At 68.5% G+C, this 24,250-nt stretch carries 28 protein-coding genes, 1 tRNA gene and 1 riboswitch; of the genes, 16 read left to right on the top strand and 13 right to left on the bottom strand.

Going from position 1 to position 24,250, the window contains the following annotated elements:
- Positions 1-160: 160 nt before the first annotated feature.
- Both CA951_RS34150 and CA951_RS34155 read right to left on the bottom strand, forming a co-directional pair.
- Positions 161-1,363 (bottom strand): NAD(P)/FAD-dependent oxidoreductase, encoded by a 1,203-nt coding sequence (locus CA951_RS34150; protein WP_179220418.1) that lies wholly within the window; start codon positions 1,361-1,363, stop codon positions 161-163.
- A gap of 43 nt (positions 1,364-1,406) precedes the next feature.
- Entirely contained in the window at positions 1,407-2,603 is a 1,197-nt protein-coding gene (locus tag CA951_RS34155; protein ID WP_087561086.1) for a CaiB/BaiF CoA-transferase family protein, read from the bottom strand.
- Between the two features lie 177 nt (positions 2,604-2,780).
- Between CA951_RS34155 and CA951_RS34160 the strand changes: the two genes are divergently transcribed.
- Positions 2,781-3,305, top strand: a complete 525-nt coding sequence (locus tag CA951_RS34160; RefSeq protein WP_087561087.1) for an HtaA domain-containing protein — start codon at positions 2,781-2,783, stop codon at positions 3,303-3,305.
- 7 nt (positions 3,306-3,312) lie between these two features.
- Here CA951_RS34160 and CA951_RS34165 read toward each other — a convergent pair whose 3' ends face one another.
- The 3 genes from CA951_RS34165 to CA951_RS34175 are packed head-to-tail and all read right to left on the bottom strand — an operon-like array spanning position 3,313 to position 6,571.
- A complete protein-coding gene (locus CA951_RS34165; RefSeq protein WP_087561088.1) occupies positions 3,313-4,152 on the bottom strand; it encodes an SDR family NAD(P)-dependent oxidoreductase in 840 nt (279 codons plus the stop codon).
- Positions 4,149-5,105: an alpha/beta hydrolase gene (locus tag CA951_RS34170; protein ID WP_087561089.1), complete on the bottom strand. Its 957-nt coding sequence runs from the start codon at positions 5,103-5,105 to the stop codon at positions 4,149-4,151. Before CA951_RS34170 ends, CA951_RS34165 begins: the two co-directional genes overlap by 4 nt.
- The gene (locus CA951_RS34175) at positions 5,102-6,571 is read right to left on the bottom strand and encodes an NAD(P)/FAD-dependent oxidoreductase (RefSeq protein ID WP_179220419.1); all 1,470 of its coding nucleotides are present in this window, start codon (positions 6,569-6,571) and stop codon (positions 5,102-5,104) included. The genes CA951_RS34170 and CA951_RS34175 overlap by 4 nt, the downstream gene beginning before the upstream one ends.
- 96 nt (positions 6,572-6,667) lie before the next feature.
- On the opposite strand from CA951_RS34175, the gene CA951_RS34180 reads away from it, so the two are divergent.
- The 3 genes from CA951_RS34180 (at position 6,668) to CA951_RS34190 (ending at position 9,441) form a co-directional block, all read left to right on the top strand.
- Positions 6,668-7,501 (top strand): mycofactocin-coupled SDR family oxidoreductase, encoded by an 834-nt coding sequence (locus CA951_RS34180; protein ID WP_087561091.1) that lies wholly within the window; start codon positions 6,668-6,670, stop codon positions 7,499-7,501.
- Between the two features lie 100 nt (positions 7,502-7,601).
- Positions 7,602-8,987 (top strand): NAD(P)/FAD-dependent oxidoreductase, encoded by a 1,386-nt coding sequence (locus CA951_RS34185; protein ID WP_087561092.1) that lies wholly within the window; start codon positions 7,602-7,604, stop codon positions 8,985-8,987.
- Positions 8,988-9,015: 28 nt separating this feature from the next.
- Positions 9,016-9,441, top strand: coding sequence for an HIT family protein (locus tag CA951_RS34190; protein WP_179220420.1), 426 nt, complete (start codon positions 9,016-9,018; stop codon positions 9,439-9,441).
- A 3-nt stretch (positions 9,442-9,444) separates the two neighbouring features.
- On the opposite strand, the gene CA951_RS34195 is transcribed toward CA951_RS34190, so the two are convergent.
- Together CA951_RS34195 and CA951_RS34200 are read right to left on the bottom strand one after the other, a co-directional pair.
- On the bottom strand, positions 9,445-10,827 hold the full coding sequence (locus tag CA951_RS34195; protein WP_087561161.1) for a cell wall metabolism sensor histidine kinase WalK: 1,383 nt from the start codon (positions 10,825-10,827) through the stop codon (positions 9,445-9,447).
- Positions 10,828-10,907: 80 nt separating this feature from the next.
- Entirely contained in the window at positions 10,908-11,624 is a 717-nt protein-coding gene (locus CA951_RS34200) for a response regulator transcription factor (protein ID WP_167372175.1), read from the bottom strand.
- Between the two features lie 774 nt (positions 11,625-12,398).
- A riboswitch (guanidine-III (ykkC-III) riboswitch) is annotated at positions 12,399-12,460 on the top strand.
- 10 nt (positions 12,461-12,470) lie between these two features.
- Between CA951_RS34200 and CA951_RS34205 the strand changes: the two genes are divergently transcribed.
- From CA951_RS34205 to CA951_RS34215, 3 genes are all read left to right on the top strand, one after another.
- Positions 12,471-12,785 (top strand): multidrug efflux SMR transporter, encoded by a 315-nt coding sequence (locus CA951_RS34205; protein ID WP_087561094.1) that lies wholly within the window; start codon positions 12,471-12,473, stop codon positions 12,783-12,785.
- Positions 12,786-12,833: 48 nt separating this feature from the next.
- Complete coding sequence (locus CA951_RS34210; protein WP_087561095.1) at positions 12,834-13,640, top strand: ABC transporter; 807 nt, start codon at positions 12,834-12,836, stop codon at positions 13,638-13,640.
- Positions 13,641-13,712: 72 nt separating this feature from the next.
- Entirely contained in the window at positions 13,713-14,063 is a 351-nt protein-coding gene (locus CA951_RS34215) for a hypothetical protein (protein ID WP_087561096.1), read from the top strand.
- Positions 14,064-14,353: 290 nt separating this feature from the next.
- On the opposite strand, the gene CA951_RS34220 is transcribed toward CA951_RS34215, so the two are convergent.
- Positions 14,354-14,584 carry a hypothetical protein gene (locus tag CA951_RS34220; protein WP_087561097.1) on the bottom strand — a complete coding sequence of 77 codons (231 nt, stop codon included), beginning with the start codon at positions 14,582-14,584 and terminating at the stop codon, positions 14,354-14,356.
- Positions 14,585-14,671: 87 nt separating this feature from the next.
- Positions 14,672-14,977 carry a MerR family transcriptional regulator gene (locus CA951_RS34225; RefSeq protein WP_087561098.1) on the bottom strand — a complete coding sequence of 102 codons (306 nt, stop codon included), beginning with the start codon at positions 14,975-14,977 and terminating at the stop codon, positions 14,672-14,674.
- A 242-nt stretch (positions 14,978-15,219) separates the two neighbouring features.
- Here CA951_RS34225 and CA951_RS34230 point away from each other — a divergent pair, with 242 nt between their 5' ends.
- Positions 15,220-15,603: a hypothetical protein gene (locus CA951_RS34230; protein WP_087561099.1), complete on the top strand. Its 384-nt coding sequence runs from the start codon at positions 15,220-15,222 to the stop codon at positions 15,601-15,603.
- 11 nt (positions 15,604-15,614) lie between these two features.
- Here the strand turns inward: CA951_RS34230 and CA951_RS34235 are convergent, their stop codons facing one another.
- Positions 15,615-15,941 (bottom strand): helix-turn-helix transcriptional regulator, encoded by a 327-nt coding sequence (locus tag CA951_RS34235; protein ID WP_087561100.1) that lies wholly within the window; start codon positions 15,939-15,941, stop codon positions 15,615-15,617.
- 221 nt (positions 15,942-16,162) lie between these two features.
- Between CA951_RS34235 and CA951_RS43625 the strand changes: the two genes are divergently transcribed.
- From CA951_RS43625 to CA951_RS34240, 3 genes are all read left to right on the top strand, one after another.
- Positions 16,163-16,306: a hypothetical protein gene (locus CA951_RS43625; RefSeq protein ID WP_167372176.1), complete on the top strand. Its 144-nt coding sequence runs from the start codon at positions 16,163-16,165 to the stop codon at positions 16,304-16,306.
- 73 nt (positions 16,307-16,379) lie between these two features.
- Complete coding sequence (locus tag CA951_RS43630) at positions 16,380-16,526, top strand: hypothetical protein (RefSeq protein WP_179220422.1); 147 nt, start codon at positions 16,380-16,382, stop codon at positions 16,524-16,526.
- Positions 16,527-16,569: 43 nt separating this feature from the next.
- The gene (locus CA951_RS34240; protein ID WP_087561101.1) at positions 16,570-17,484 is read left to right on the top strand and encodes a SigB/SigF/SigG family RNA polymerase sigma factor; all 915 of its coding nucleotides are present in this window, start codon (positions 16,570-16,572) and stop codon (positions 17,482-17,484) included.
- Here CA951_RS34240 and CA951_RS34245 read toward each other — a convergent pair.
- Positions 17,469-18,230 carry an SDR family oxidoreductase gene (locus CA951_RS34245; RefSeq protein ID WP_087561102.1) on the bottom strand — a complete coding sequence of 254 codons (762 nt, stop codon included), beginning with the start codon at positions 18,228-18,230 and terminating at the stop codon, positions 17,469-17,471. The two genes, CA951_RS34240 and CA951_RS34245, sit on opposite strands and share 16 nt — an antisense overlap.
- A gap of 79 nt (positions 18,231-18,309) precedes the next feature.
- On the opposite strand from CA951_RS34245, the gene CA951_RS34250 reads away from it, so the two are divergent.
- From CA951_RS34250 to CA951_RS34265, 4 genes are all read left to right on the top strand, one after another.
- Positions 18,310-19,197, top strand: a complete 888-nt coding sequence (locus CA951_RS34250; RefSeq protein WP_087561103.1) for a sigma-70 family RNA polymerase sigma factor — start codon at positions 18,310-18,312, stop codon at positions 19,195-19,197.
- 84 nt (positions 19,198-19,281) lie between these two features.
- Positions 19,282-21,174 (top strand): glycoside hydrolase family 15 protein, encoded by a 1,893-nt coding sequence (locus CA951_RS34255; protein ID WP_087561104.1) that lies wholly within the window; start codon positions 19,282-19,284, stop codon positions 21,172-21,174.
- 43 nt (positions 21,175-21,217) lie between these two features.
- Positions 21,218-21,853 (top strand): TetR/AcrR family transcriptional regulator, encoded by a 636-nt coding sequence (locus tag CA951_RS34260; protein WP_087561105.1) that lies wholly within the window; start codon positions 21,218-21,220, stop codon positions 21,851-21,853.
- A gap of 101 nt (positions 21,854-21,954) precedes the next feature.
- A complete protein-coding gene (locus CA951_RS34265; protein ID WP_087561106.1) occupies positions 21,955-23,367 on the top strand; it encodes a lipase family protein in 1,413 nt (470 codons plus the stop codon).
- Positions 23,368-23,371: 4 nt separating this feature from the next.
- Here CA951_RS34265 and CA951_RS34270 read toward each other — a convergent pair whose 3' ends face one another.
- A complete protein-coding gene (locus CA951_RS34270) occupies positions 23,372-23,578 on the bottom strand; it encodes an RNA polymerase sigma factor (RefSeq protein WP_087561107.1) in 207 nt (68 codons plus the stop codon).
- A 143-nt stretch (positions 23,579-23,721) separates the two neighbouring features.
- Positions 23,722-23,796: transfer RNA gene (locus tag CA951_RS34275), tRNA-Thr, on the bottom strand.
- A 72-nt stretch (positions 23,797-23,868) separates the two neighbouring features.
- Between CA951_RS34275 and CA951_RS34280 the strand changes: the two genes are divergently transcribed.
- On the top strand, positions 23,869-24,249 hold the full coding sequence (locus CA951_RS34280) for a nuclear transport factor 2 family protein (RefSeq protein WP_087561108.1): 381 nt from the start codon (positions 23,869-23,871) through the stop codon (positions 24,247-24,249).
- The last annotated feature ends 1 nt before the right edge of the window (position 24,250 follow it).

Consider the following 24,250-nt stretch of genomic DNA (forward strand, 5'->3'; position numbering starts at 1 on the left):
GACGTACACCCTCGACCAGATCAACGAGGGCTATGCCGACATGCACGCGGGCAAGAACCTGCGTGGAGTCATCGAGTTCTCCGCCTGACCCCCGGAACCTTCAGCTACAGACAGGGGCCGCACCCTTACCGGGTGCGGCCCCTGTCGTCGTACATGTGGGTCAGACCAGGGCGGTCTTCAGCTCGGCGGTGAGTCGTTGCAGGTAGGCACCCATGCTCTTGGGCATCCCGAGCAGCACGACGCCGACCAGCGCACCACCGCGCCGGTAGCCGACGGCCGCCTCACCACCCAGCTCGCCCTCCAGCACCTCGACCTCGTCGCCGAGACCGGGCTGGCCGAGTGCGCGCAGGCTCACTGCGCCCTGGTCGGACCAGAACGTGGGGATCGTGCCGAACGGCTCGGTCCACGGCGTGTCCGCCAGATCAGCGAGCAGCACCCTGGCGGCGTACATGCTCGTGTCCACCGCCACCTGCCAGTGCTCGATCCGGCGCGGCTCGGCGTCGTACAGCGCGTTCGGGAAGCGGCCGACGTCGCCCACGGCGACGACGCCCGACAGTCCGCCCGGACGAAGAAACTGATCGCAGACGACGCCGTTGGTCAGATCGAGTCCGTTGCCCTCGAGCCAGCCGGTGTTCGGCTCCGAGCCGATCGCCTCCACGACCACGTCCGCGCGTAGCCGGATGCCGTCGGTGAGTTCCACGGCCCCAGGCTCGATCGCCGCCACGCCGGTGCCGAGGTGGAACGTCACGCCCGCCGCCGCATGCCGACGGCGCAGCTCGGCGCCGACCACGGCACCGAGCGGAACCTGCATCGGCACGTCGTCGACAGCGACCATCGCCACCTCGCAGCCACGGGCGATCGCCGTCGCGGCCACTTCGCAGCCGATGAACCCGGCGCCGATCACGACCACCCGCGAGCCGGGCCGCAGCCTGTCGCCGAGGGCGATCGCGTCGTCGAGCGTGCGCAGGGCCGTGGCCGGGCCACCCACCTCCGGTGGCAGCCTGCGGGCCCGGACCCCCGTCGCCGCCACCAGTCCGTCGTAGCTCAGCTCCGTGCCGTCATCGAGCACGACGACCCGGCGGCGGAGATCCGACGAGACGACGGCACGGCCCAGCAGCCAGTCGATCGGGTGCTCGCTGTCACGCCGACGCAGTTCGACACCGGCGTGATCGCCGCCGTCGGCGAGCAGCTTCTTCGACAGCGGCGGCCTGGTGTAGGGGTAGTGCACCTCGTCGCCGACGATCGTGATCTTCCCCGTCCAGCCGTGCCGGCGCAGACCCTCTGCCGTGCGCAGTCCGGCCAAGCCGGCTCCGGCGACGACGATGGTGCGCTCGTCGGGATCGAGTGCCTCCAGGTGACCCATTTGACGTACTCCTCGCGGTTCGTGGTGAAAGGTCGGTGCGACGTCAGACGACGCCGTCGGCGTGCAGTTCTTCGATGGCGCCGGGCTCGAGTCCGAACTCGGCCAGCAGCGCGTCGGTGTGCTCCCCCAGGGCGGGTACGTCGCCCATCACAGGCGTCAGGCCGGCGATGTCGATCGGCGGTGCGAGGGCGGGCGCGGGGCCGCCGGGCGTCTGCACCTCGTGCCAGCGCCCGCGCTCGCGCAGGACGGGGTGGTCGAGGAAATCGGCCACCTGGTTGATCCGCGCGTTGGCGATCCGCAGCCTGTCGAGCAGCGCGACCACCTCGTCGCTCGTACGCCGGGCAAAGGCCGCTGTCACGAAGACATCCAGCTCTGCCCGGTTCGCGACCCGATTCGCGCCGGAGCTGAACCGCTCGTCGTCGACGATCGCCACATCCTCGAGGAAGTCGGTGCAGAAGGCCTTCCACTCGACGTCGTTCTGGATCGAGAACAGCACCTCGGTCCCGTCGGCGGCCGGGTAGGCCCCGTACGGCGCGATGGTGGCGTGGTGGGTGCCGAGCCGACGCGGCTCGACCCCGGTGAACGCGGTGTAATACGCCGGCTGGCTCATCCACTCCGCGAGCGCGTCGAACAAGGAGACCTCGACGGGGCGTGCCACGCCGGTGGTGGCACGGCCGAGCAGCGCGGCCAGGACTCCGCTGAAGGCATACATGCCGGCGGCGATGTCGGCCACGGAGATGCCGACCCGGGCACCGGTCTCGGGACCGCCGGTGATCGAGACCAGGCCGGTCTGGCACTGGATCAGCAGGTCGTAGGCTTTGCGCTGTGCCCACGAGCCGGTGCTCCCGTAGCCGTTGACCGCGCAGTCGACCAGCCGCGGGTTGAGCTCGGCGAGGGCCTCCACGCCGAACCCGAGCCGGCCGACGGCGCCGGGCCCGAGGTTGTGCACGAAGACGTCGGCCTTCTCCAGGAGTGTCCCCAGCACGGCGCGTCCGCTGTCCGACTTCACATCGAGGGTCAGCGACTCCTTGCCCCGGTTGAGCCAGACGAAGTAGCTCGAGAGCCCGTGCACGGCAGTGTCGTAGCCGCGGGCGAAGTCGCCTGAACCGGGGCGCTCGATCTTGATCACGCGGGCCCCGAGATCGGCCAGCTGGCGGGTGGCGAAGGGAGCCGCCACAGCCTGCTCGAGACTGACGACGAGCAGGCCTTCCAACGGGCGCGGTGCGGCAGGGGATGGCATGGTCGGCAAGTTGTTTCTCCTGACGGATCTCTGTAGCGGATTTGTAGTTCAAACCTCACTCAGCCGGTCGGCCAATCATGGACTTCCACGATTGCAACCTTGGTCATATGATGTAAGCATAGTAACCGAGCATTATTGGATCGGGCAGTGTAGCCCCGGGTCGAAAGCGGAACACCGATGGACACCTCCACTGACATCACCACCCCGCCGGCCCAGCCTCGCCTGGCTCCCGGGCTGCGCTGGGGCATCAAAGGCTCGTTCGTCGACTACGTGCGCCGGATGCCGGACGGCAAGGGCTCGGTTGGCGAGGGCGCGACACCCGTCGGCACCGGTGATCTCTTCTACGAGTACGACGCGGCAGCGAGCAGCGCCGGCGACGACGCGGGCAGGCAAGTGTGGGCCTTTCGCGGCGACGTCCGGTTCAGCGGCCACTTCGGCATGCTCTTCGTCCGGATCGCCCATCCCTGGGTGGAGGTCGACGGGTCGCGGGCCGTGCTGACCATCGAGGATCCCCAGGCGCGCGAGGGTGCGCCGCGGGTGCCGCTGGTGACGGCCCGGCTGGAGCGCATCGCCACCGACGACGGGTCCGTGGTCTGGGGTGCCGACGACGTGGCCCTGACCGCCGACGGCGTGACGCTCTTCAACGACGTCTACGCCGAGGGCGAGCCGTTCGACCCGCTGGTGGTCCAGCTGCCCGCGTGACGGGCGCTCACCGATCCGGCAGGGCCGACGGAAGGGTCACGAAGGCATCCAGAACGCGAGCGAACCGTTGCTCCAGCAGCGGCTTGAGCACGTGATCGGTGAAGACGGCCTCGCGTCCCGCCGACATCGCGTTCAGCGCGAGGTCCGCGACCTGCTCCGGATCGAGCGCGGGACTCAACCCGTAGTCGGCGAACGCCTCGTCCTCGGGGTCCTGCCGGGAGCGGGTCATCCGCTCGGGCCGCACCTCCTCGGCACGGCTGATGTTCGTGCGCACGGCTGCCGGGTTGAGCAGAGTGACTCCTACCCGGGTCGAGGCGAGCTCCATGCGCAACGTCTCACTGAGCCCCACCACGCCGTACTTCGCAGTCGAGTAGAGCGTGCTGTGCCGACTGGGCAGGTAGCCGTTCATCGAGGCCGTGTTGAGGATGTGGCAGTCGCGTTTCGACTCGAGCATGCCGGGCAGGAACTCCTCGATGCCGTGGATCACTCCCCACAAGCAGACGCCCAGCACCCACTCCCAGTCCTCGTGCGTCGCGGTTGCCGCATGTCGCGGCGTGAAAACGCCGGCGTTGTTGCACAAGACCTGCACTCCGTCCGGCGCCCAGGCGGCGACCTGCTCACCGAGCGCCGCGACGTCCGCCCGTGACGAGACGTCGCATGCCACCGCGAGCGCGGGCGCGCCCTGTGCGGTGAGCTCGTCCACGACGGCGGCGGCGTCCTCGGCGCGGATGTCGACCACCACGACCCGGCTGCCCGCCAGCGCCAACCGCAGCGCCAGCGCCCGGCCGATGCCGTGCGCTGCTCCCGTGACCACGGCCGTCGTGCCGGCGAAGGTGCGCAGCGTCACCGCTCCACTCCCAGCGCCCGGGCCAGGACGGCGATCTCCTCGGCCAGGTAGCGGCGGGAGATACCGGCCGAAGGCTCGGCGGTGAAGGCCGCGTGGAACGCGCCGGGGAAGCGGTGCGCCTCGACCGCCACTCCCGCCTCGGCCAGCATCGCCCCGTAGGCGAGACCCTCGTCGCACAGCGGGTCCAGTTCCATCACCGCAACGTACGCAGGCGGCAGACCGCGCAGGTCGTCGATGCTCGCGCGTCCGGGGGCTGCCTCCGCCGGCACATCAGCCGATCCCGGGGCGAGGTCGCCCAGGTAGTGAGCCCAGCTGACCTCACCCACGGGACGGCTCCAGATCGGGGTGTCGTCGTAGCGCAGCATGCTCGCCGTGGCCAGTCGGTCGTCGGTGATGGGCACCGAAAGGAACTGGAAGCACGGCGCGAGTTCGCCGCGCACCCGGATCGCCAGGCCGGCTGCCAAGGCACCGCCGGCGCTGACACCGTGGAGGGCGATCCGCCCCGGATCGACACCGAGGTCGGTGGCAGCGGCGATCAGCCAGCGCAGCGCCGTCTCGCAGTCGTCGAGCGGTGCCGGGTAGGGGTGCTCGGGCGCCCGGCGGTAGTCGACCGAGACGACGACCGCCCCCAGCTCGCGGCTCAGCTCCACGTTGCGGGCGTGGCCGGCATCGGACGAGCCGCTCACGAATCCGCCACCGTGTAGGTGCAGGACCGCGGGCCGAGGCTCGGGTCGTGCCGGTGGCCGGTAGAGCCGCACCGATACAGTCCGGCCGTCGGGGCCGATTTTTCGGTCGGCGATCTCGATCTCCCCCGGTTCGACCTCGCGGGCGCGGGCCGCTGCCCCGGCATCCGAAGCTGCGCGGAAGCGCTGGTAGTCCACGAAGTCGACCACGGGCAACGCGTCGAGCACATGCTCCAGCTCGGGGTCGAGGAGCTCACGCCAGCCGCTCATGCGTCCGTCCCGCGGCGCAGCCCGTAGGTTCCGAGCGGTCGGCCGAGCTTGAGTAGCAGCCATTGCAACGTGATGCTCCCGTCGAACTGTGTGACGATCCGCCCCGAGGGGTGCTTGAAGTAGTTGCTCGACCGCGCCCAGGCCGTGCGCCGCAGGCGACGCTGCAGCCAGGCGTTGTATGCCGTACAGGCCAGCTCGTGGGTGTCGATCGCGCTGAAACCGCGTCGCTGCATCCGGCGCAGGTCGGCGACGACCCACGCCGCCTGCTGCTCGGACTTCCAATAGATGCTGACGGCGCCGGAACCGCTGGTGTTGGGGCCGAAGAGCATGTAGAAGTTCGGGTAGCCGGGGACCGTCACCCCCACGTGCGCGAACGCGCCGTCCGCCCAGGTGTCGCGCAGTCGGCGTCCCCGTCGTCCGATCACGTCGTAGCCGGCGAGAAGCTCTGCGGCGGTGAACCCGGTCGCCGTGACGATCACGTCCACCTCGTGATGCTCTCCGTCGACATCGACCAGACCGGTCGGCGTCGCCGAAGCCACCGGCCGCGGGACCAGGCGGACGTTGTCGCGCTTGAGCGCCGGATAGAAGTCGTCGGAGAACACCACTCGCTTGCCCTCGAAAGGGTAAGTGGGCGTGACTGCCTCACGTAGGTCGGGACGGTCGGCGAAGGTGGCGCCGATGTAGTCGCGCGCCATCTGATCCATCGCCCGGTTTCGCCTACTGCCCGCGACATAGCTCGGCCGGCCGCTGAGGTTGCGCCACTCCTTACGGATGATCTGGACGCTGCGGTCCAGCCGCCGGTGCCACGCGCGGGAAGTACGGCGCAATTCGGCTGCGTCGTAGGTGCGCTCGCCCTTGGGCAGCACCCATCCGGGTTCCCTCTGGAAGACGTTGACCGAGCGGGCGACCGGTGCAATCGCCGGAACGACCTGTGCCGAGGACGACCCGACCCCGACCACCGCCACCCGCGCATCGGCCAAGTCGACGTCGTGGCGCCACTGCTGGGTGTGCATGACGGCGCCACCGAAGGTGTCGAGGCCCGGCCACGCGGCGAGGTTCGGGTTGCTGAGCAGCCCGACGGCGCTGACGAGGACTTCGGCCCGGTAGATCTCACCCGCCGCCGTCGTGACGCTCCAGCGATGTTCGTCCTCGTCCCATCGGGCCTCGGTGACCCGCGTCCCGAAGACGAAGTGCCGCTCGAGGTCGGCCTCCTCGGCCACCTGCTCGAGATAGTCCAGCACCTCTTGCCGGCGCGCGTGGGTGCGTTGCCAGGGATGGGTGCGGAAGCCGAATTGGAAGATCAGCGACGCGATGTCGACCGCCGCACCGGGATAGGTGTTGATCCGCCAGGTCCCGCCGAGACCGTCGGTCTCGTCGAGAATGCGGAAGTCGTCGATTCCGGCTCGCTTCAGCCGGACTCCCATGGCGATTCCGCTGATTCCGGCGCCGATCACGAGGACACGCACGAACTCCTCCAATCGAGACCCTCCCCAACGATCCGCGGAAGGGGCTAAGGTAGCGAACATAACAAGAAAACCTTAGCGGAAGGTTAGCAACAAGATATGGGACGTGTCAGCGGAAAAGTTGCCTTCATTACCGGGGCTGCACGCGGTCAGGGCCGTAGCCATGCGGTCCGGCTCGCCGAGGAGGGTGCCGACATCATCGCCGTCGACCTGTGCGACGACGTACCGGAGATGGCCTATCCGGGCGGGACGCGCGAGGAGCTGGACGAGACGGTGCGCCTGGTCGAGCGGACGGGTCGCCGGATAGTCGCACAGCAGGCGGACGTGCGTGACTTCGCCCAGTTGCAGCAGGCGGTCGATGCAGGTGTCGCCGAATTGGGCCGGCTCGACGTCGTCGTGGCGAACGCCGGTGTCCTGACCGCCATCGGGCCTTTCGACCAGATGAGCGAGGCCGCCTTCACCGATCTCGTCGACATCAACCTCACCGGAGTGTGGCGCACCGTCAAGGCGGCCATGCCGCACCTGCGCGCCGGCGGACCGGGCGGCTCGATCATCCTGACCAGCTCGAGCGCCGGCATCCGGGCGTCGCGCAGCACCGCCCACTACGTCGCGAGCAAGTTCGGCGTCGTCGGTCTCATGCGAGCGATGGCACTCGAGCTCGGCCCCGAGATGATCCGGGTCAACAGCGTGAACCCGGCGCAGGTCGACACCCCGATGATCCAGAACGACTTCATGTACCGGCGCGCCTGTCCCGACGTGGAAAGCCCCGGCCGTGAGGAGCTCGCCGCGGCGTCGCTCTCGCGGATGGCGATGCCGATCCCGTGGGTCGACTCGGCCGAGGTCTCGCACGCGGTCGTCTTCCTCGCCTCCGATGAGTCGCGCTATGTGACCGGCCTGGCGATGACGGTCGACGGCGGGATCAGCATCTCCTGACCCCTGGTCCCTAATAATGCTTGCTGTTATCTTTTTAGATAAATAGACCACATCTAGGCGCCCGGGTGACGAGGCGTCTCCCGCCCAATCAGGAGCACCAATGACAACCCCACTCCTCGGCCGCGCGATCATCATCGGCGGCAGCATCGGCGGCACCCTGGCCGCAGCCGCGATCGCCGATCACTTCCGCGAGGTGGTGCTGCTCGAGCGTGACGAGCTACCCACCGAGCCGGTCTTCCGCAAGGGGGTGCCACAGGGCGCCCACTTCCACGCGCTCTTGGCCGCAGGCCGGGCCGCGATGGACTCTCTGCTTCCCGGCTTCTCCGATCACGCCTTCGAGATGGGCGCGGTGCGACTCGACTCCGCACAGGACGTGATGCGCCTGGACCGGGTCGGCTGGTCGCCTCGGTTCGAGTCGGGCCTCGAGTTCCTGATGGCGAGTCGGCCGTTGATCGAGAAGGCGCTTCGCGACAAGGCGGCCGAACTCGACGGCGTGCAGTACCGCTCAGGCGTCGAGGTGGCCGGACTGCTCGGCGCCGACGGCCGGGTCACGGGGGTGCGCACCACCAACGGGGAGGAGCTGCCCGCCGATCTGGTGATCGATGCCAGCGGTCGCTTCTCCGAGTCTCCGGCGTGGCTGCACGCGCTCGGTTACCCCACTCCCCGGGAGGAAGTCGTCAACGCGCACTGGGGCTACTCCTCCACCTTCCTGGAGGTGCCCGAGGACTGGGACCCGGGCTTCCAGGCACTCGCGCTCACCGCGTTCGGGGACGGCGCCCTGACTCCCGAATCGGCGTCCCGGGCAATGGCGATGTGGGTCGTCGAGGGCGAGCGCCGCTGGATCCTGACCGCTCAGGGCTCCGCCGGCGACCACCCGCCCCGGACCGAGGAGAAGCTGCGCGACTTCATCTCGAGCATCGGCGTGCCCGAGCTGGACAAGGCGCTGTCGCAGGTGACGTTCCCCGAGAAGATCTCGATGTGGCGCGACACCCGCAGCCGGCTTCGCGACTTCGCCGGCCAGCCGGAGCGGCCCGAATGCTTTCTCACCATCGGTGACGCCTGGATGGGCTTCAACCCCGTCTACGGGCAGGGTATGACCGCCGCGGCGCTCGAGGCCTCGGACCTGCGCACCGAGCTGGCCGCCCACCTGACCGAGCGCACCGATGAGCTGACCGGACTGGCGGGGCGGTACTACGCCAAGGCCGATGCCCTGATCAAGTACTGCTGGACCTCCTCGAACACCCTCGACCACCGCATTCCCGGTGTGGAGTACACGATCGACGGCGTCGCTCAGGAGGTCGATCCGACCTCGTCGGACTTCTCCGACCGGCTCGCCGCCTACATGGCGCTCGACCCGGAGCGTTACGTCCGTTACCGCGAGACCACCCAGCTGCTGCGCTCTCCCGAGTGGCTGGCCAGCGACGAGATCGTCAATGCCGTACGCGAACGCTGGGAGGAGCTGGGCAAGGCTGTCGTTCCGCGCTGAACGGAGGCGAAGCCGCATAATGGCGGCCATGGGATCTGTATTCAGCGCCATCATCAACGGAGATCTGCCCGGACGGTTCGTGTGGGAGGACGAGGACGTCGTCGCGTTCCTCACCATCGCGCCCGTCACGCAGGGCCACACCCTCGTCGTGCCCCGCGAGGAGGTGGACCAGTGGCAGGACGTCGACGGTGAGATCTGGAACAAGGTCATGGACGTGGCCCGCACGATCGGGCAGGCCGTCCGCCCGGCGTTCGACGCCCCGCGCGCGGGACTGCTGATCGCCGGACTCGAGGTGCCCCACCTGCACCTGCACGTCTTCCCCGCCTACGATCTCGGCGATTTCAACATCAGCAACGCTCAGCAGAATCCGTCGCAGGAATCGCTCGAGGAGGCGCAGGCGAAGATCAAGGCGGCGCTGCGCGAACTCGGCCACGGGGACAACGTCCCCGACTGACGGTCAGCTCGACCGCGGCAGTTCCACCCGGAACGTGGCACCTTCGCCGGGCCGGCTGTCGACGGTCACCGACCCGCAGTGGGCGGCGACGAGGGCCGCGACGATCGACAGGCCGAGCCCGCTGCCGCCGCTCTCCCGGGTGCGGGACGCGTCGGTGCGGTAGAACCTCTCGAACACCCGGGCCGCGTCTTCCTCGGTCAGTCCGGGTCCGGTGTCGGCCACCTCGAGCACGACGGTGTGCTCGGTGGTGCCGAGCCGGACCGTGACGTCCGCGGTGGCGGGGGTGTGTTTGACGGCATTGGCGAGCAGGTTGCCGAGGACCTGCCGCAGCCGGGCCTCGTCGCCGATCACCTCCGGTGTCCCGGGACCGGGGCGGACGTCGAGAGCGATGGACCGTTCGGGGGCGACGGCACGCGCCCCGTGCACGGCGTCGGACGCCACCGACAGCAGGTCGACGGGCCGGGTCTCGAGGGGTCGCTGGGCATCGAGGCGGGCGAGCATCAGCAGGTCTTCCACCAGGAGACCCATCCGCGACGCTTCCCCTTCGATGCGGCTCATCAGGGTTTCGGTGTCGGTCATCGCGCCCTGCCGATACAGTTCGGCGAAGCCGCGGATCGTGGTGAGCGGGGTGCGCAGTTCGTGACTCGCGTCGGCGACGAATCGCCGCATCTTCTCCTCGGACCGCCGCGCCGACTCCTCCGACGCCTCGGTGGCGGCGAACGCGTGCTGAATCTGCGCGAGCATTCCGTTGAGCGCCACGGACAGTCGCCCGATCTCGGTACGGTCGTCCCGTTCCGGGACGCGCCGGTGCAGGTCTCCCGACGCGATCGCCGCTGCGGTCTCCTCCACTTCGACGAGGGGTCGCAGACTGCGCCGGACCACGAAGTACGCGACCACTCCGAGCGCGATCAGCACGACCACTCCGATGATGAGTTGCAGCACGACCAGACGGTTCACCGTTTCGTCGTTCTCGGTGAGCGTCATCGCGACGGTGGTCTCGGTTCCGTCCGGCGCGGTCGTGGTCAGTACCCGCCACCGCACGTCGGAGTCGTCGGTCGAACCGACCGTGATGGGCACCGATGGCAGGTCTTCCGGCAGTGCGGGCGAGACGGATTCGTCGTTGATCTCACGCAGGACCGTTCCGTTCGCCAGCGTCGTGCGGACGTAGAACGGGCTCGGTGGGCGACCGGGGTTCGGTTCGTCCGGCGGCGGCAGAGGCCGCGATTTGCCGGGCTTGGCCCACCCCTGGGCCGCGTCGTGCAACTGGTGGTCGACGCGGTTGGTCAGCGAATTCTCGAGCGCCGACGTCACCGCGACACCGGACGCGAGGAGGCCGAGCGCCGACAGGAGGAGCACGGCGCCGACGAGTGTGATGCGCAGCGGCATCGCCCGGATCCACCGTCGCGCAGGCTTGTTCGGGACGGCGGTGACCACCTCGGCCGACTCCCGGGGAGCCGCGGGCGCGGTCATCGCCGCGGTTCTCGCATCACGTAGCCGACGCCGCGGAGGGTGTGGATCAGCGGGGTCTCGCCGGTGTCGACCTTCCGACGGAGGTACGACACGTACGACTCGACCACCCCGACCTCACCGCCGAAGTCGTAGTTCCAGACGTGGTCGAGGATCCGCGGCTTGCTCAGCACCGTGCCCGCGTTGACCATGAAGTACCGCAGCAGCGTGAACTCCGTCGGGGACAGCGACACCAGGTCGCCGGCCTTCCAGACCTCCCGCGTGTCGTCGTCGAGTTCGATGTCGGCGAACTTGATGCGGGCCGACTGCTCCTCCACCGACACCTTGCCCGCCCGCCGCAGGATGACGCGAAGCCGGGTCACCACTTCTTCGAGGCTGAACGGCTTGGTGACGTAGTCGTCCGCGCCGAGGGTGAGGCCGCTGATCTTGTCCTCCACCGCATCCTTCGCGGTGAGGAACAGCACCGGTGCGTCCACACCGTCGGCGCGCAACCGCTTGAGCAGGCCGAACCCGTCCATTCCCGGCATCATGACGTCGAGAATGACGGCGTCCGGGCGGAAGGTCCGCGCCGTGTCGAGTCCCTCGGCCCCGGTCGACGCCGTCGCCACCTCGAATCCCTGGAATCGGAGACTCACGGAGAGCAACTCGAGGATGTTCGGTTCGTCGTCGACGACGAGGACGCGGGCTTCGACAGGCTTATCATTCACGCAACCCATCATCACGCGTGAGACTGGATTGTCGCTGTAGGTTTCCTGGGAGGTTCCTGTGAGCCGGTGCGGCCGGCCCGGATCGGGCGGATTCCGGGCGTCAGTTCACCACGATATTGAGGTTGAACACTACCCCGCCGAACGTCAGGATCGTGTTGGCCAATCCGAGTGTGACACCACTGTTGAGCGCCCCGAGCAGTCCCAGCATCATGACCTCCATCGTCGCCCCGGTGAAGGGGTGTTTGCGCGCTGTCCGTGCGCGTTGCGGATGACACTAAGTCAAGTTCGAAGAATTCGTGGCGACACGCGCATGCAATTTCCCTGAATAAAATCACCCATTCTTCTCGAGCGAAAAAGGGTGAAATTCCGGGCGCATGAGCGAGGATGGGACAGTTGCGCTTCGGCGCCCCGGCGCTCACCGTCGTCGCACACACGACAACCCCGCCGTCGAGCGGACGGCGGGGTTGCGTGAAACGGAGTTGTCTTGACAGGCAGGAAGTTCAGGCGACGACGTTCATGTTGAGCACCACTCCGCCGAACGTGCCGATCGTGTTGGCGAGTCCGAGGGTGAAAGCGCTGTTGATTGCGGCGAGCAGTCCGAGCATCATGATGTTCCTCGTTATCTTCCGTGGTATACGCACAGAATTCACTGTCGCGCTCGACAATAAGTCAGCAGGGCTCGCTCTGCGAGATATTCGGCGCATTCCCGCGTCGTGCGCGCGGAGCGTGTCTGTGGGGTCGCTCACCACTCACGGGCGCGGAGCGCGTCGTTGGGTACCGTGGAATTCGTCGACACGACATCCGGACGAGCGCACCGTACCCGGCCAGCGACAAGACGGTGCCCGGAGGTTTGTCATGGCGTGGATCGTCCTTGTGCTGTCGGGAGTCCTGGAGGCCGTCTGGGCCACCGCCCTCGGCCGGTCGGAGGGATTCAGCAAGCTCGGACCAAGCATCGTCTTCGGCGTCGCCCTGGTCTTCAGCATGGCGGGTCTGGCCTACGCGATGCGCAGTCTCCCCACCGGAACGTCGTACGCGGTATGGGTCGGCATCGGCGCGGCACTCACGGTCGGGTTCGCGATGCTGACGGGCGCCGAGAGCACCACACCGGTGAAGATTCTGCTGATCCTGGGCATCGTCGGATGCGTCGTCGGACTGAAGGCTCTCCACTGACCGGATCGAGACGCTCGATGATTGTGTGTCGCGGGTTACAGTAACTCCATGAACCTGGTGTCGTTGATTGCCCTTCCGGTGCGTGCCGGTCTTGCGGCGGCCGATGTCGGTCTCGGTATCGCCGAGGCCACCCTCGTGACGGTCCGGACCGCGGTCGCCGGGACCGGAGTCGTCACGGGCATGAGCACCCAGGGCAGCCCGTTGCAGGTGATCAGCCAACTGTCCTCGCTGGCGGCCAACGACCGGCCGCTCGGGCAGGCACTCCAGCCGGGCGGTCCGCTCGACCGTCTCCTCGCCCCGGGCGGCCCCGTCGACCGTCTCACGTCGGAGGGCGGCACCCTCGAACGACTGCTGGAGCCGGGCGGCCCGCTCGAGCGGGTCCTCGCCAAGGACGGTCCGCTCGACCGGGTCCTCGCCGAGGACGGCACCCTGGAGCGCCTGCTCGCGAAAGACGGCCTGCTCGACCGTCTCACCGCCGAGCAGGGCCCACTCGAACGGCTGACCGCGCAGGACGGCGCGGTCGAACGGCTCACGGCGCCGGGCGGACTGGTGGACCGGGCGCTTGCCGAGAACGGCATCCTCGACACACTGCTGTCGGAGGGCGGCGCGTTCGAACGCCTCATCGCCGAGGGCGGCCCGCTCGATCAGATCGTGGCGCTGTCCGAGACGTTGACGGCGCTGGCACCCAACCTGGAGCGGATGAGCGCGAGCGTCGACCTGTTGCAGGAGACGGTGGGCGTTCTCAGTGCCGCCGTCGGGCCGCTCGGCGAACTGGCGGGCAAGTTGCCGGGGCGCTGGCTCAACAAGGGCAAGGCCGACCGTCCGGGCGTCGACTACACCCTCGGCCCCGCCTGACGCCTCGACCTCGAGCGTCCCGGGAGCGACCGGCCGACACTGACCGACACCTGCCTCTGGTATGTATTTCGCATGACACGAACCATCGTTGCGCTGTTGATCCCGGCCGCCCTGCTGCTCGGGGCGTGCAGTTCCGAATCGACCACCACCGAGGCCGAGTCCCCGGCGAGCGCAACGACCGAGGCCACCGAGGCGTCCTCCGCAGACCTGCCCGCAGTCGCGGACCTGTGCAAGGGCCTCCTCCAGTACGCGAACGGCGCCGAGGCCCGCGCGCAGCAGAGCGGCGAGACGTTCGACCGCACGCAGGCCCTCGACGACCTCTTCACCCAGTCGGCCGAGACGCCGGAGTGGAAGGACGCTCCGCAGGAGCGCAAGGACCAGATGATCCAGGCCTACGACGCCGCCAAGACCGGGGCCTGCTGACCCGTTCCCGATCGAGGACCGGACCTGTCCTCAATCCTTCGTGGCGTGGTCTGCATGACCGACACGACGAAGTCCATCCGACCGTTTCGCATCGACATCGCGCAGGTCGGCTCGACCGCCTGCTCACCAACGTCATGCTGTACTGGCTCACCGACACCGCATCCTCGGCCGCATACGTGGGCTACATGCAGGAATCTTCGTAGAGCCCGAGACCCTGACCGCGGACATCCGAGAATTCTTCGCAGGACTCCGCTGAGCCGATTCGGAGCGGTCGGATCAGGCGGGGGCGGTCAGATCAAACTCGAGATGAGGAAGGCGGCGAGCAGCACGCCGACGAGAACGGATCCGGCGGTGGCGGCCGCGAGGACCACCGAACCGGTCACGGTCATCGCCGGCGCCGCCGCGACGAGGGCAGCGACGAGAGCGGTTCCGAGCGAGAAGCGGCGGTCGGGCTCGGCCTGCCGGTCCTTCGCGTGCCGGGCGGTGCGGGTGCGGAATGCATTGTGGGCCGTGAGGGTCATGGTTCTTCTGTCCCGTCTGGAGTCGAATGCGGACCAGAGCCGAAGCTCTGGCGGGTTCAGAGTTCACCTCCTCGGCGCCATGGCGGATTACTGTGCGGGCGTATCACCCCGCACTTCCAGCCGCGACGCCAGCTCGGCGTTCTCGGATTCGAGCGCGAGGATGCGCTGAATGCCGGCGACGTTCACACCGTCGTCCATGAGCTGAGCGATGCGTGCCAACCTGCTCAGGTCGTCGTCGCTGTATCTGCGGGTGCCGCCGCTGGTCCGGGCCGGGGTGAGCAACCCGCGACGCTCGTACAGGCGGAGAGTCTGCGGGCCGATACCCGTCAACTCCGATGTCACCGCAATTCCGTAGACCCCGCGCCGTGAGCGGGGTAGGACGTCGATGGTCACAATAGGCTCCCTTCTGCTTAAGGAACACCTGATGTTAACACGAGAACGTAATGAATCTGCATCCGGAGATACAGATTTTGCATCTCGCATCCCTCACGCCTGGCCTGTAGCAGCCAGGACGAGCATCGGGTGACGTAATCTCGGACCCGAACCGAACACGAACCGCCGCCGACCCCGGACGGATTCGTACAAGGTGTCGTGGCCGTCAGCGCCACGGCCTCTGCGCGAGAGACGAGAAGACGGTGCCCCGCACGCAGGAACACGCAGATCGTTACCGTGACGCCCTCACGGCGCTCGCCGCGGCCACCCAGCGACCGGCCAACGTGGTCAACACCGGTGCCGGCTATGCAATTCGGGTCGACTTCGAGTTCAACCGCTACCTTCTCGCATCCAACGCCACGGACGGACTGAGCGACGCGGTCGAGGACAGGTCCGAGTGGCGGGTCAGCCTGTACCAGGGTGCCGCCGACGGCACGTCCGACGAGTTGCTGGCCACGGCCGGGCACGCGTGGCTGGTCGACGCATTCGACAGCGCTTTCGCCGACATCCGGGCCGAAGGAAAGTGGCAGGCGGCCGACGCATCGTTCGACGAGTTCAACCCCACCAGCGACCAGCCCGCGAGCTGATCCGGCACCGCTCAGGCGCGGTCGGGGACCCCGGATCGGACGAGTTGCTCCAGTTCGGCGTTTCGCGCCGCGAGGACCGCGTTCTCGGCTTCGAGCTGAAGGATCTGGCCGATGCCGATGAGATTGACCCCGGCGGCGACGAGTTCGGTGATCTTCTGGAGGCGCGCGACATCGTCCTCGCTGTACCGGCGGGTGCCACCGCCCGTGCGAGTCGGTGTGATCAACCCGCGCCGCTCGTAGAGGCGCAGCGTCTGTGGTCCGATACCCGTCAGTTCCGACGTTACCGAGATCCCGTACACACCCCGCTGCGAACGTAGCGGCACGTGAGAGGACGTCACCGGGTCTCCCTTCTTCTCAGGGCGCATCAATCTTAGCAAGCCCCAGTGAACACAATGTGCCGCGGGGCGCGCAGGTTCGCTCCGAAATGCCCGCAGTGCCGCGTGGCTGGACCAGCAATCTTGCCGATTCGGCTTGAACTTCCCGTCCGACCGCTGTAGAACAAATCTATATTCTTCAACGCAGATTAGTTCTCACGACGACGTCGCACGAAGGAGAACCGATGACCACCCACGACCCGCAGAGCACTCCCCACGACGGGGAGGTCCTCGTTCTCGGCGCAGGCAGCGGCGGAGCGATCGCCGGCGGCCTGATCGCCACGCTGGCGCTCAGCGCGCTCACGCTCCTCTCGTCCCTGCCGACGTGACCGGACGGCCCTTCGCGGCCGCCCTCCCCTCTCTCGGACACCGACACTTCGCACACGACAGGACACAACCCGCATGCCCGCCAGCTTCACATCCCACGGTTCCGCCACCAGCACCGCCACGCGAGGCGGAGCAACGATGAGCACCGAGGAAATCAAGGCCCGGATCGAGGCGATGTTCGCCGACGAGGCCGCCGACACGTCCCCCGCACTCGTCGAATAACGACGCCATTGCCGATGCCGGCAGGTCAGAGAAGGGCAGAGCCATGAAAGTGTCCACCCCGCTCGTCGAACCATCGCTCGACATCCGACGCATCCCCGTGTGGTCGAAGTCGGCGCATCGTCCGAAGCCCGTCGCCGACGCCGCACGGAGCGAGCGTCGGCAGACAAAGCCGGAAACCGCACGCCGCGATCGTGACCAATACCGCGACGTGCCCGCGCAGTGCGAGGCCATCGGCCGTCTCGCCGTCTCGGACCCCCGCCGCGAACTGCTGCGGCAGCGGCTGATCGAGCGGTGCCTGCCGCTCGCCGAACACATCGCGCGGCGGTTCCTCGGTCGCGGAGAACCCCTCGACGACCTGATCCAGGTCGCCCGCCTCGGTCTCGTCAAGGCCGTCGACCGGTTCGACTCGAGTTGCGGGGCGAGCTTCGTGTCCTACGCCGTCCCGACGATCACCGGCGAAGTGCGCAGGCACTTCCGCGACACCGGCTGGGCGATGCACGTCCCGCGCAGCATGCAGGAACTGCACCTCTCCCTCACCACCGCGACGACCGAACTGACCACCACCCTCGGACGCGCCCCGACGGCGAGCGAACTGGCCGAGGCCCTCGGGATCGACAAGGAGGAGGTGGTCCGGGGTCTGCGGGTCGCCGACGCCTACAGCACCCTGTCCGTCGATTTCCCGCTCGGCGAGGACGAGCGCCCGCTGTCGGAGACGATCGGCGACCTCGACCCGTCCCTCGCACACGTCGAGGACCATGTCGTCCTCGAGCCTCTGCTGGGATCGCTTCCCGACCTCGAACGCACCGTCCTCGTCCTGCGCTTCTTCGGCAACATGACCCAGTCGCAGATCGCTGCGCGGGTGGGTGTCTCGCAGATGCAGGTGTCCCGGCTGCTGACCAAGACCCTGGCGGACCTGCGCGGGAAGCTCGCCGACGCCGGCGGTCAGATGCTCGGGTAGGCGGCCAGGAAGTCCTCCCACGTCCGCTTGCCCGTCGCCGCCTCGGGCGACAGGTTGGCGCCGTCCCGGTACGCGTGGCCGGCCTTTCCGGGCATCCGGACCGGCATCGTCAGCCGGTGCCTGCCGGTCGCCTGCAGGTAACTGCGCGCCAGATCGCCCATCCCGTACACGGCCGGCCCCGGCAGGTCGGGAACCAGGCCGGCCGGGGCGCCGAGCGTCAGTTCCAACAGACGCGCCGCCACTTCCCCCGAATCGACCGGCTGGAAGCGCAGTCCGCCCGGGACCGGGATCACCGGCAGTTTCGCCATCTTCTGCAGCATGCTCAGCACCAGTTCGTGAAACTGGGCTGCGCGCAACGTCGTCCACGGCAGGCCCGCGTCGGCCACCGCTCGCTCCGCGGCCAGCTTGGATGTGAACCAGCCGAGCGGAACCCGGTCGGCCCCGATCACCGAGATGTAGACGACGTGCCGCACTCCGGCGCGCGCGGCGGCCTCCACCAGATTCCGGGTCGCCACCTCGTCACCCCTGGGGCCACCCGCCAGGTGCAGAACGGTCTCGACGCCGTCCAGTGCGGGGTCAATTCCCTTGCCCTCGAACAGGTCACCGGTCAGATACTCGACGCCGTCGCCGGGCTCGCGGCCGTGCCGGCTGAGAACCCGCACGTCCCGCCCCGCCGCCCGCAGCAGTGGGACAACCTGACGTCCGAGCGTGCCGGTGCCGCCGGTGACGAGAATGGGTGATGTCATGATCTCTCCAGATTCTTCGAACAGTTGATTGTCGGTGGGTCTACCTGTGAGACACGCCGCGAGGAAGGAATGTGACACGGTGGACGACCGTGATCGGCTGACCGAGCGTTTCGAGGAACACCGGCCGCGGCTGCGGGCCGTCGCGTACCGGATGCTGGGCTCGGTGAGCGAGGCCGACGACGCCGTCCAGGAAGCGTGGCTGCGCACGATCCGCGCGGACACCGGCGAGGTGGAGAACCTCGAGGCGTGGCTGATCACGGTGGTGTCGAGGGTGTGCCTGAACGTGCTGCGCTCCCGCGAGCAACGGCGCGAGGAACCTCTCGACGTGCAGGCACACGATCCGGCCGTCGGCCACGAAGACGGCGGCGACCCCGAACACGAAGCGATGCTGGCCGATTCGGTGGGGCTGGCGCTGCTGGTCGTGCTCGACACACTGACCCCGGCCGAGCGGCTCGCGTTCGTGTTGCACGACATGTTCGACGTGCCCTTCGACGACGTCGCCCCCATCGTGGGCCGCTCCTCCCAGGCGGTGCGGCAACTGGCCAGTCGCGCCCGCCGCCGGGTGAAGGGCGCCTCGCCGGCACCGGATTCCGCGGATCTGGACCGCAGGCGCGCCGTCGTCGACGCCTATCTGGCCGCCACCCGCGGCGGCGACTTCGACGCGCTGGTCGCCCTGCTCGATCCGGATGTGGTGCTCCGGGCCGATCCGGCTGTCGGACCCACCCCGGGACCTCTCGTGATCCGGGGCGCCCGCGTCGTGGCCAAGGGTGCGCTCGCATCCGCGGAACGGGCCCGGGTCACCCAGGTGGCCCTGGTGAACGGGTCGGCCGGGCTCGTGATGGCTCCCCGAGGGCGGCTGTACCTGGTGCTGGCGTTCACGATCGTGGACGGGAAGATCACCGAGATCGACGTCATCGCGGAGCCGGATCGCGTCCGACGACTCGATCTCGCCGTCCTCGGGGACTGAGCGGTCACCCGATCCGGGTGATGACCGTCGGCGCCGCGACCCGCAGCATGGAGGTAGCCGACACTCCGGGAGAGGGACGCGAACGTGACTACTGCCTCGGACGACGATGCCCCACCCCGAAGCGCGGCCGCGCCGTCGCCGTTCCCGCCGATCGCCGATTACGCCTTCCTCTCGAACTGCCACACCGGGGCGCTCATCGCGCCGGACGGTTCCGTCGACTGGCTGTGCGTGCCCCGGTTCGACTCACCCAGCGTGTTCGGCTCTCTCCTCGACCGTGAGGCCGGGATGTTCCGGATCGGCCCGTTCGGGCTCAACGTTCCGGCGTCCCGCCAGTACGAGCCGGGCACCAACATCATCTCCGCGGTGTGGAACACCCCGACCGGGTGGGTGAACGTGCGCAGTGCGCTGACGATGGGCCCGACCCGCGGTGAGGACACCGTCACTCCGCACACGAGGCCGCCCGCGGACGAGGATGCCGATCACATGCTGGTCCGCACGGTCACGTGCCTCGAAGGCAACGTGGAGGTGGAGTTGGTGTGCGAGCCCGTGTTCGATTACGGACGCGCACCGGCGGAGTGGGTTCTCGCGGACGGCGATCGGCACACCGCCGACGCGAGCGGTGCAGGGCTCACGCTGCGCCTGCGGACGGACATGGCGCTCGGCATCGAGGGCGGACGGGCTCGCGCGCGCCACATACTCGAGAAGGGCGAGACCCTGTACTGCGCGCTGACCTGGGCGGCGGAACTCACCGCGCCGGAAACGGCGGAAAACGCTGTCGCGCAACTCGATGCGACCGCGGCGTTCTGGCGGCGCTGGTTCAGTCACGCCCGCTTCCCCGACCATCGATGGCGTGAGGCGATCCAGCGGTCCGCCCTGACCATCAAGGGCCTCACGTACATGCCGACCGGCGCCACCGTCGCGGCTCTCACGACGTCCCTTCCGGAAACCCCGGGCGGCGAACGCAATTGGGACTACCGGTACACGTGGATGCGGGACTCCACGTTCACGCTGCAGGCACTGCACTACCTGAACCTGGACTGGGAGGCCGACGAGTTCATGCAGTTCATCGCCGACCTCGAGTCGAACGGTGATGGTGCACTGCAGATCATGTACGGAATCGACGGCACCCGGGATCTCACCGAGTCGACCCGCGACGACCTGTCCGGCTATGCGGGCGCGCGCCCGGTGCGGATCGGCAACGGCGCGTTCGACCAGCGGCAGAACGACGTGTTCGGCGCCGTCCTCGACTCGATCCTGCTGCACACGGTGCGCAGCAAGCGCCTTCCCCGCCGGTTGTGGCCGCTCGTGCAGCAGCAGGCGGCGTGCGCCTCCGCGGTGTGGCGCGACCCCGATCAGGGGATCTGGGAGGCGCGCGGCGCACCGCAGCACTACGTGTCGTCGAAGCTGATGTGCTGGGTGGCACTCGACCGGGCGTCGAAGATCGCCGGCATCCGCGGCGATCGCGCGTCCGAGGACGCCTGGCGTGCCACGGCCGAGGAGATCCGCGCCGACATCCTCGCGCACGGGGTGAAGAAGGGGGTGCTGCGGCAGCACTACGACACCGAGGCGCTGGACGCGTCGACGCTGCTCGCCGCGGTCTTCGGATTCCTTCCCCGCGGGGACGTCCGGCTGCGCGCCACCGTCGACGCCATCGCGAGCGATCTCACCGAGGACGGATTCGTCCTGCGCTACCGCACCGGCGAAACCGACGACGGGTTGTCGGGCAAGGAAGGCAGTTTCCTGATCTGCTCGTTCTGGCTGGTGTCGGCTCTCACCGTGGTCGATCAGGTGCAGGAGGCAACCGATTTGATGGAGCGACTGGTCAGCGTGTCCTCTCCCCTGGGCCTGTACGCCGAAGAGTTCGACACGAGCACCGGCCGCCACCTCGGCAATTTTCCGCAGGCGTTCTCGCACCTCGCGCTGATCGAGGCCGCGGGGCGCATCATCCTGCACGAGCGGATGCGGGAACTGATGTGAGCCGAGGCCGGGCCCGACGTGCCCGCCACCGTAGGCTGAGACCGTGTCCAGAGCCGAATCGAGTCGGACGTACAGCGGCCAACCGGTCGCCGAACGTCGCGTGGCCCGCCGGGCCCGGTTCCTCGACTCCGCCCTGTCGGTCTTCGCGGAGAAGACGTACGCCCACAGTTCGATCAGCGACATCTGCGCCCACGCGGGACTGTCGCGGCGCCAGTTCTACGAGGAGTTCGGCAGCCGCGAGGACATCCTCCTGGCCGTCTACGACACGATCCAGGACGACGCGCGGGACGCCGTGCTCGCCGCGAACGAGGCGGCGCCGTCCCGCGACCCGCGGACCGTCGCCGGCACCGTGATGACGGCCTACATCGAATCGGTCGGCACCGACGAGCGGCGCGCCAGGATCATCTTCGTGGAAGTGGTCGGGGCGGGCCCCCGGGTCGAGCAGTACCGCCTCGAGCGCCGCACTCAGTGGGCGCAACTCTTCGAGGCGGTCACCCGCACGATCGACGGTGGCGTCGTCGACCCACCGGAGCGGTTCGCGATGGTGTCGATCGCCTTCATCGGGGCGGTCAACGACCTCGCCCACCACTGGAGCACCGCCTCCCCCCGGCCGTCCGCGTCGGTCCTGGTGGACGTCCTGAGCACGATGCTCATCGCGCTGGTCACCGATCAATCCTGACCGGAACTTACTCGCGAGTATTGCGATACCCGTCACACCTGATCTAAGGTCTGCACTCAAAGTGAGACATGGACGTCTCACTTCGGCCCGGGGAGGACCACATGATCAGATCGAGAGCGCTGCGACACCGGATCCTGCTGGTGGGGGCGATGCTGGTGGGCGCACAGCTCGCCGTCGCCGCACCGTCGGTCGGGGCACCCGCCGAATCCGGGACGCCGGTGGACGTGCAACCGGCCCCGGCCGTCCCCGCCTGGCCCGAGGCCGACCGCGGGTTCTACGAACCGCCCGTCGAGGTGGTCGCGGCCGCCGAGCCCGGCGAGATCATCGCCGCCCGCGAAGTGCACCTGGCGAACCTGTCCGTGCTTCCGGTGAACGTCGACGCGTGGCAGCTGTCGTACCGCTCCAACAATTCGCGCGACGAGGCGATCCCGGCGGTCGCGACGGTGATCAAGCCGCGGGGCACGATCGACGGCGTCCGCAATCTGCTGTCGCTCCAGCCGGCGGAAGACTCGCTCGGCAAGTACTGCGCCGCCTCGTACGCGCTGCAGCAGTGGTCCGTGCCCGCGCCGCTGACCGGTCAGGTCGTCGCGCCGCTGCAGTTCCTCGAGGCCCAGGCCGCGCTCGCCCAGGGATGGGCCGTCGTACTGCCGGACCATCAGGGCCCGAACGCCGCCTACGCTGCCGGGCCCCTCGCGGGCCGCATCACCCTGGACGGAATCCGGGCGGCGGAGAACTTCGACCCCCTCGGCCTGTCCGGCAGGCAGACCCCGGTCGGACTGATGGGGTACTCGGGAGGCGCAATCGCGACGGGGCATGCCGCCGAACTCCACGAGAGTTACGCGCCGGACCTGAACATCGTCGGCGCGGCCGAGGGCGGTATCCCGGCCGATCTCGGCGCCCTGGTCGATCTCGCGGACAACAACCTGGGCGCGGGAATCGTGCTGGGCGGGGTGTTCGGGGTGAGCCGGGACTATCCCGAACTCGCGGAGTATCTCGACACCCACCTGAACCCCCTCGGCAGGCAACTCCTGGCAGCCAAGGGCAACCTGTGCGTCAGCTATCAGTCCGCGCTGCTGCCGTTCGCGAACCTGCGGGGCCTGTTCGACAGCCCCAGCGGCGACCCGCTGCGCGATCCGGTGGTCGCATCGGTACTCGACCGGACGAGGATGGGCCATCAGGTGCCGGACGTTCCCATGTTCATGTATCAGGCGAACCCGGACTGGCTGGTGCCGGTCGGGCCCGTCGACCGGCTCGTCGACACGTACTGCCAGGACCCGGACGCCCGGGTGACGTATACCCGCGACCATGCCAGCGAGCACCTGTCCCTCGAACCGGTCGCGGCCGCGAGCGCCCTGATGTGGCTGCGCGACCGTTTCGACGGGGTCCCGGCCGGCACCGGGTGCGCCACCCACGACGTGGGATCGATGGCCCTCGACGAGAAGACGTGGCCCATGTGGTCGTCGATCGTCGGCGACACACTCGCGAGCCTGCTCGGTCAGCCGATCGGCACGTGACGGTTCAGAGTCCGCCGCCGACACCGGTGAGCAGGGCGCGGGAGCCCTCGTGGAGCCGGTCCCGGACGACGTCGACGGTGGTCTTCATCGTCGCCGCGACCTCGTCGCAGGACATTCCCCGGTAGAACACGAGTGCGAGTGTCTCCCTCTCGAGGGCGGGCAGCGCTTCGACCGCATCCAATACCGCCGACCTGCACGAATTGACTTGCATGTACCCATAGTCAAGGACCGGCGGGCTGGGAGACAGGTACCCGAGGGTGACGAACTGCCCACCCAGGGGTGAGCGCGCGGGAAACGACAGAGGGCCACCTTCCGTGGAAGGTGGCCCTCTGTCGTGCGGAGTCGATTCCGCGGTGGAGCCTCCTGTCAGGATTGAACTGACGACCGCTCGCTTACAAGGCGAGTGCTCTACCACTGAGCTAAGGAGGCGGACACGCGCGCCCATCATATCCATTGCAGGAACGTCGGCTACTTCCGCCCACATTGGATAGCGTTGGAGCCATGAGTACCTCGGAGATCGCCACCGTCCTCGCTTGGCACGACGCCCTCAACTCCGGCGACATCGACACTCTGCTGTCGCTGTCGAGCGACGACATCGAGATGGGCGGGCCGAAAGGCGCCACTCAGGGCCTGGCGGCGCTGCGGGAATGGGCGTCGACCGCGGGCATCACGCTGATTCCGAAGCGAATGTATTACTACGATGGAGTGCTGGTGGTCGAACAGCAGGCCACGTGGGCCACGGACCCGGAAGAGACGCGTATCCTGGCCTCTGCATTCCGTGTCGTCCACGATCAGGTCATCTCCACGTTCCGCCACGAGACACTCGAGTCTGCACTCTCCGCTACCGATTTGACCGAGAAAGATCTTGTCTCCGACACGTAGT

It is taken from the genome of Rhodococcus sp. NCIMB 12038 (genome assembly GCF_002165735.1).
In the GTDB taxonomy this organism is placed as follows: Bacteria; Actinomycetota; Actinomycetes; order Mycobacteriales; family Mycobacteriaceae; genus Rhodococcus_F.